The following is a 5,378-nucleotide window of genomic DNA, read 5'->3' as shown; positions in this document are numbered from 1 at the left end:
AGTCTTCCCTTGTTATTGTGTAGCCAGAATGCCGCAAAACTTCCATGCCTAAGCGAACTGTTGAGAGTACGTTTCGATTTCTGACTGTGTTAGCCTGGAAGTGCTTGTCCCAACCTTGTTTCTGAGCATGAACGCCCGCAAGCCAACATGTTAGTTGAAGCATCAGGGCGATTAGCAGCATGATATCAAAACGCTCTGAGCTGCTCGTTCGGCTATGGCGTAGGCCTAGTCCGTAGGCAGGACTTTTCAAGTCTCGGAAGGTTTCTTCAATCTGCATTCGCTTCGAATAGATATTAACGGGGTCTGACGCTCAGTGGAACGAAAACTCACGTTAAGCAACGTTTTCTGCCTCTGACGCCTCTTTTAATGGTCTCAGATGTCCTTTGGTCACCAGTTCTGCCAGCGTGAAGGAATAATGGCCGAGCATATTGATATGTCCGTGGCAAAGCGGGGAGAGGCGTGCGATATCTTCATCATTCAGTGTTTCACCCTGCGCCCGGAGATGATCCAGGGCTGCCTGCATATAAATAGTGTTCCATAACACGACGGCGTTAGTGACCAGCCCCAGTGCGCCCAGTTGATCTTCCTGACCGTCGGTATATCGTTTTCTTATCTCACCTTTTTGACCGTGACAGATGGCTCTGGCAACGGCATGGCGACTTTCTCCCCGATTAAGCTGGGTCAGAATGCGCCGGCGGTAATCTTCATCATCAATATAATTAAGCAGATACAGCGTTTTGTTGATGCGCCCCACTTCAATGATTGCCTGAGTCAGTCCGGAAGGACGTTCACTTTTCAGCAATGAACGGACCAGCACTGAAGCCTGTACTTTGCCCAGCTTCAGGGAGCCAGCGGTCCGGATCATTTCGTCCCACTGAAGGACTATTTTTCGGGGATCTGATTGCCCTCTGGCAATATCATTCAGCACGCCATAGTCGGCATCATGGTCCATTCGCCAGAAAACCGAAGCACCGGCATCAGCCAGGCGTGGAGAAAACTGGTATCCCAGCAGCCAGAAAAGGCCAAAGACAAGTTCGCTGGCACCTGCTGTATCGGTCATAATTTCGGTTGGATTCAGCCCGGTCTCCTGTTCCAGAAGACCTTCCAGCACAAAGATAGAGTCCCTCAGCGTCCCCGGTATAACGATGCCATGAAAGCCGGAATACTGATCGGACACAAAGTTGTACCAGGTGATCCCTCTGTTATTACCAAAGTATTTGCGGTTCGGTCCGGCATTGATTGTTCTGACTGGCGTAACAAAGCGCATTCCATCTGCAGATGCCACTTCTCCTCCACCCCATATCTGTGCCAGTGGCAGCGTTGCCTGAAAATCAACCAGTCTGGCATTAGCGCTGGTGATAGTTTCAGCCCGCAGATAGTTCGCTTTTGTCCAGTTCAGCCGGTGTCGGGTCAGTGCAGGAACATTTGATCTGATCAGTGGTTCCAGACCGATATTGCAGGCTTCAGCCATCAGCACGGCGCTGATGCTGACGGGCAGATCATCAACTCTGGCACTGGCTTCACTAGCATGGAAAAACTCATCAGCAAATCCGGTATGGGCGTTAATTTCGAGCAGCAACTCCGTTAAATCCACCGGAGGGAGTAGATCACTGATCATTTTGCTCAGTCGTTTCAGACTGTCCGGCTCATCAAGACTGGCGAGGGGAGAAATTGTCAACCGGGGCTTCGGGCCAGAAACATCGAGTTCGACAGCCTCATTTTCGCAAAGACGTGCAGCAACCTGTCTGTAACGACTATCAAGCTGATGACCCAGAGATTTTATTGCTTCCTGCGGGTCTGTCGGGTGCCCCAAAGAACGATAAACCTTAATCCGGTTTGCCTGCCAGTCAGCACCCTGTAGTAATCTTGCACGAGGATCTCCCCACCGGTTACTGCCGGTAACGTAGACATCCCTCCGCCTCAGACTATCCTGCAGTTTACTGAGAAAGCAGAGCGTGTATCCCCTGCGGGTGATATGTTTTTCCTTGTTAATCACCAGCCGTTTCCATGACCGACTGATAATTTCCGTTGGTGCGTCGTCAAAAAACTGCCGCCGTGAGCTGAACTCCCGGCTGAGGTAGTCACAGGCATTCAGAGTGGTAACCCCGGCAGGTGCGGATGAAAATTTAACGGTATTCAGCAGATGGGGCAGGAAACGACGAACGCGCCCGTACTGCTCCACCATTTCTTCATGAAAATTATCGTCTGAGGGCCGGGCAATTTCACGGACAAGCGTGATGATTTCAGCCAGCTTTTGCCTTGGGATGTAGCTGAACACCTCAGCACGAATCGATTCGTCCGGTGTTTCTTCTTTCAGCAGGTACGAACATGCGCTGGCGAGCGCCAATGCAGATTTATCCAGATCCTTCAGCGAGCGGAGCCGTTTTTTCTGCCCAATCTTTCTGGCGTCACGGATGATAACGGCCAGCATGGCGTCCAGAACGTCCAATGCATCATCCAGCGCCAGCGTTTCCCATGCAAGGACAAAGGCAACCAGAACCGCCATCCTTTTCTGCGGTGACATCCTGGCAATATTGAACACCGAAGTCATACCAGCATAACGTGCGAGATTTTTCAGGCGCACAGCCGGGAGTGTACTCAGGTTTTCAGCATGCAGGCCAAAATCGTTCAGAGTTTTCCAGCGTTCAATTGCTTCATTAAACGCCGGACCACTGATGGTCACAGGGCCCTTTTTCAGTGATTCCAGTAAAGACAGGCGGCTGCAATCAGTTGGCCCCAGCAGCATCTCCAGCTGTGAACGCTGTTCGGCTGACGGTATCAGTGCCAGTTTGTTCCACAGGCGCAACGTCGCCTTTTCCCTTACCTCTGAAATCAACCGGGTCAGCGTAGTGGCTCCGGGGAGAATAATACGATGTTGCATAAGCCACCCTGTCGCCAGATCGAAAAGCAGGCCAGGACGTTCGTTGCTTATCCAGCTCCGGGTATATAAAAGACGGGTAAGGCGAAATGTCCAGGGCCAGGCAAATTCACGATACTGATAGTGCTGACGTATCAGCGCTGCATGCTCACGGCGGGTATTTTCCCTCTGACCGTATTCTGCAAGAACGGTGATATCACGAATCCCGAGCTGTCTGGCGGTAAAATGCCGGACGCCGGAAGGAATATGATTCATATCGGTGAGGAAGGTGCCCAGAAAACGGACACATCCAATTTGCAGGGCAATGCCCAGACGGTTGTGATCACCTCTGCTTTTTCCGATAAATTCCTTGTCTGCTTCATCAAGGTGAAAATATCGTGCCAGCTGAAGCTCATCCGGTTCACCGGTGAATCTGCCATAGCTTTCAGTCTGCTCAGTGGTCAGAAAGTCAACGGGCATATCGGCCTCCCTGCCTGACGGGCATTTAGTAACATTTTTGCAACCGTACGAAATGTTATAAATTATCGGACATCGTAAAACTGTTACATTAATATGTCTATTAAATCGTAAATTTGTAATAATAGACATGAGTTGTCCGATATTCGATTTAAGGTACATTTTTATGCGACTTTTTGGTTACGCTCGGGTCTCAACCAGTCAGCAGTCTCTTGATCTTCAGGTCAGAGCACTCAAAGACGCAGGTGTGAAAGCAAACCGTATATTTACCGATAAGGCATCCGGCAGTTCAACAGATCGGGAAGGGCTGGATTTGCTGAGGATGAAGGTGGAGGAAGATGATGTCATTCTGGTTAAGAAGCTCGACCGTCTTGGCCGCGACACTGCCGATATGATCCAACTGATAAAGGAATTTGACGCTCAGGGCGTGGCAGTCCGGTTCATTGATGACGGGATCAGTACCGACGGTGATATGGGGCAAATGGTGGTCACCATCCTGTCGGCTGTGGCACAGGCTGAACGCCGGAGGATCCTAGAGCGCACGAATGAGGGCCGACAGGAAGCAAAGCTGAAAGGAATCAAATTTGGCCGCAGGCGTACCGTGGACAGGAACGTCGTGCTGACGCTTCATCAGAAGGGCACTGGTGCAACGGAAATTGCTCATCAGCTCAGTATTGCCCGCTCCACGGTTTATAAAATTCTTGAAGACGAAAGGGCCTCGTGATACGATAGGTTAATGTCATGATAATAATGGTTTCTTAGACGTCAGGTGGCACTTTTCGGGGAAATGTGCGCGGAACCCCTATTTGTTTATTTTTCTAAATACATTCAAATATGTATCCGCTCATGAGACAATAACCCTGATAAATGCTTCAATAATATTGAAAAAGGAAGAGTATGAGTATTCAACATTTCCGTGTCGCCCTTATTCCCTTTTTTGCGGCATTTTGCCTTCCTGTTTTTGCTCACCCAGAAACGCTGGTGAAAGTAAAAGATGCTGAAGATCAGTTGGGTGCACGAGTGGGTTACATCGAACTGGATCTCAACAGCGGTAAGATCCTTGAGAGTTTTCGCCCCGAAGAACGTTTTCCAATGATGAGCACTTTTAAAGTTCTGCTATGTGGTGCGGTATTATCCCGTGTTGACGCCGGGCAAGAGCAACTCGGTCGCCGCATACACTATTCTCAGAATGACTTGGTTGAGTACTCACCAGTCACAGAAAAGCATCTTACGGATGGCATGACAGTAAGAGAATTATGCAGTGCTGCCATAACCATGAGTGATAACACTGCGGCCAACTTACTTCTGACAACGATCGGAGGACCGAAGGAGCTAACCGCTTTTTTGCACAACATGGGGGATCATGTAACTCGCCTTGATCGTTGGGAACCGGAGCTGAATGAAGCCATACCAAACGACGAGCGTGACACCACGATGCCTGCAGCAATGGCAACAACGTTGCGCAAACTATTAACTGGCGAACTACTTACTCTAGCTTCCCGGCAACAATTAATAGACTGGATGGAGGCGGATAAAGTTGCAGGACCACTTCTGCGCTCGGCCCTTCCGGCTGGCTGGTTTATTGCTGATAAATCTGGAGCCGGTGAGCGTGGGTCTCGCGGTATCATTGCAGCACTGGGGCCAGATGGTAAGCCCTCCCGTATCGTAGTTATCTACACGACGGGGAGTCAGGCAACTATGGATGAACGAAATAGACAGATCGCTGAGATAGGTGCCTCACTGATTAAGCATTGGTAACTGTCAGACCAAGTTTACTCATATATACTTTAGATTGATTTAAAACTTCATTTTTAATTTAAAAGGATCTAGGTGAAGATCCTTTTTGATAATCTCATGACCAAAATCCCTTAACGTGAGTTTTCGTTCCACTGAGCGTCAGACCCCATTAACAAGTTGTTTGGGTGTTCGAATTTCAACAGGTAAGTTAGTTGCTAGAATCCATGGCTCCTTTGCCGACGCTGAGTAGATTTTAGGTGACGGGTGGTGACAATGAGTCCGTGTCGAGCGCTGATTTTTTCGGCCT

3 protein-coding genes and 2 pseudogenes are annotated in these 5,378 nt (G+C 49.5%); 2 read left to right on the top strand and 3 right to left on the bottom strand.

Translation table 11 applies throughout. The annotated features are described in order from the left end of the window. A pseudogene (locus J3U14_RS11565) lies at positions 1-298 on the bottom strand (transposase); the annotation flags it as partial. A 33-nt stretch (positions 299-331) separates the two neighbouring features. Further along, the gene (locus J3U14_RS11560) at positions 332-3,337 is read right to left on the bottom strand and encodes a Tn3-like element Tn3 family transposase (protein WP_001143759.1); all 3,006 of its coding nucleotides are present in this window, start codon (positions 3,335-3,337) and stop codon (positions 332-334) included. A 163-nt stretch (positions 3,338-3,500) separates the two neighbouring features. Between J3U14_RS11560 and J3U14_RS11555 the strand changes: the two genes are divergently transcribed. Then, positions 3,501-4,058, top strand: coding sequence for a recombinase family protein (locus J3U14_RS11555; RefSeq protein WP_152953140.1), 558 nt, complete (start codon positions 3,501-3,503; stop codon positions 4,056-4,058). A 173-nt stretch (positions 4,059-4,231) separates the two neighbouring features. Beyond that, a complete protein-coding gene (locus J3U14_RS11550) occupies positions 4,232-5,092 on the top strand; it encodes a broad-spectrum class A beta-lactamase TEM-1 (protein ID WP_000027057.1) in 861 nt (286 codons plus the stop codon). Between the two features lie 147 nt (positions 5,093-5,239). Here J3U14_RS11550 and J3U14_RS11545 read toward each other — a convergent pair. Then, positions 5,240-5,378 (bottom strand): annotated as a pseudogene (locus J3U14_RS11545) (IS4 family transposase); the annotation flags it as partial.

The sequence above is a fragment of the Gilliamella sp. B3801 genome (assembly GCF_026536645.1).
Classification (GTDB): Bacteria; Pseudomonadota; Gammaproteobacteria; order Enterobacterales; family Orbaceae; genus Gilliamella; species Gilliamella apicola_I.
The sequence above is the reverse complement of the archived record's forward strand: the minus strand, read 5'-3'. Positions and strand labels throughout refer to the sequence as shown.

What these genes read in the sequence shown, in the direction of transcription:
- J3U14_RS11560 (WP_001143759.1), bottom strand. Translation starts at nt 3,337, where the DNA reads ATGCCCGTTGACTTTCTGACCACTGAGCAGACTGAAAGCTATGGCAGA.
- J3U14_RS11555 (WP_152953140.1), top strand. Translation starts at nt 3,501, where the DNA reads ATGCGACTTTTTGGTTACGCTCGGGTCTCAACCAGTCAGCAGTCTCTT.
- J3U14_RS11550 (WP_000027057.1), top strand. Translation starts at nt 4,232, where the DNA reads ATGAGTATTCAACATTTCCGTGTCGCCCTTATTCCCTTTTTTGCGGCA.